This is a genomic window from Lentimicrobium saccharophilum (assembly GCF_001192835.1).
Taxonomy (GTDB): domain Bacteria; phylum Bacteroidota; class Bacteroidia; order Bacteroidales; family Lentimicrobiaceae; genus Lentimicrobium; species Lentimicrobium saccharophilum.
In genome coordinates, this window is record NZ_DF968182.1 from 3,109,066 (window position 1) to 3,111,143 (window position 2,078).

Sequence of the window (2,078 nt, forward strand, 5' to 3'; positions counted from 1 at the left end):
TATACATTATCAACAGCTTCAGCCACCAATGCTACCCTGGTTACCTGGAGCAGCAATGGCACCGGCTCGTTCGACAATGTGAACCTGGTGAATGCTACGTACACACCGAGTGCCGCCGATATCATCAATGGTTCAGTCATCCTGACCATGACGGTCACTTCCGCTGCCCCATGTGCCGGAGACATCGATCAGATGACCCTGACGATCAACCCGCAGGCCATAGTGAGTGCCGGCGATGATGCCACGATCTGTGAAAGTTCAACCTACACCCTGACCACAGCCACCGCTACCGATTACACCAGCTTACTCTGGACCAGCAATGGCACCGGCACCTTCGACGATGCCACCCTCCTTGCTGCCACTTACACCCCGAGTGCTGCAGACATTGCCGCCGGAAGCGTCACCCTGACGCTGACCGCCCAGTCTGCTGCTCCATGTGTTGAGGCAAGCGATGATATGGTACTGACGATCAGTCTGCAGGCCACGGCCGATGCCGGAGTTGACGCTACCATCTGCGAAGGCTCAGCTTATACATTATCAACAGCTTCAGCCACCAATGCTACCCTGGTTACCTGGAGCAGCAATGGCACCGGCTCGTTCGACAATGTGAACCTGGTTAATGCTACTTATACCCCAAGTGCCGCCGATATCCTCAATGGATCAGTCATCCTGACCATGACGGTCACATCAGCTTCACCTTGCGTGGGCGATGTTGATCAGATGACCCTGACAATCAACCCGCAGGCTATAGTGAGTGCCGGTGATGATGCCACCATCTGTGAAAGCTCGACCTACACCCTGACTACTGCGACCGCTACCGATTACACCAGCCTGCTCTGGACATCAAGCGGTACGGGTACGTTCGACGATGCAACGATCCTGGCTGCCACCTACACCCCAAGTGCTGCAGACATTGCCGCCGGAAGCGTCACCCTGACGCTGACCGCCCAGTCTGCCGCCCCGTGTGTTGAGGCCAGCGATGCCATGGTACTGACGATCAGTCTGCAGGCCACGGCCGATGCCGGAGTTGACGCTACCATCTGCGAAGGCTCTTCATACACATTATCAACAGCTTCAGCTACCAATGCTACCCTGGTCACCTGGAGCAGCAATGGTACGGGTTCGTTCGACAATGTAAACCTTGTCAACGCCACTTACACCCCGAGTGCAGCAGATATCCTCAATGGTTCAGTCATCCTGACCATGACGGTAACTTCAGCTTCACCTTGCGTAGGCGATGCTGACCAGATGACCCTGACGATCAACCCGCAGGCTATAGTGAGTGCCGGCGATGATGCCACGATCTGCGAAAGCTCGACTTATACCCTGACTACTGCGACTGCTACCGATTTCATCAGCCTGCTCTGGACATCAAGCGGAACAGGTACGTTCGATGATGCTACCATCCTTGCTGCGATCTACACCCCGAGTGCTGCAGACATTGCCGCCGGAAGCGTTACCCTGACGCTGACTGCCCAGTCTGCTGCCCCATGTGTTGAGGCCAGCGATGATATGGTACTGACGATCAGCCTGCAGGCCACGGCCGATGCCGGAGTTGACGCTACCATCTGCGAAGGCTCTTCATACACATTATCAACAGCCTCAGCTACCAATGCTACCCTGGTAACCTGGAGCAGCAATGGTACGGGTTCGTTCGACAATGTGAACCTGGTGAATGCTACGTACACACCGAGTGCCGCCGATATCCTTAATGGTTCAGTAATCCTGACCATGACGGTCACATCAGCTGCCCCGTGTGCCGGAGACATCGATCAGATGACCCTGACGATCAACCCGCAGGCCATAGTGAGTGCCGGCGATGATGCCACGATCTGTGAAAGCTCGACTTATACCCTGACTACTGCGACTGCTACCGATTTCATCAGCCTGCTCTGGACATCAAGCGGAACAGGTACGTTCGATGATGCTACCATCCTTGCTGCGATCTACACCCCGAGTGCTGCAGACATTGCCGCCGGAAGCGTTACCCTGACGCTGACTGCCCAGTCTGCTGCCCCATGTGTTGAGGCCAGCGATGATATGGTACTGACGATCAGCCTGCAGGCCACGGCCGATGC

At 55.9% G+C, this 2,078-nt stretch carries 1 protein-coding gene; it reads left to right on the forward strand.

Annotated elements, in window-relative coordinates:
• The coding region (locus tag TBC1_RS18015) for a hypothetical protein (RefSeq protein ID WP_201781665.1) at positions 1–2,078 on the forward strand (2,078 nt) is incomplete at both ends.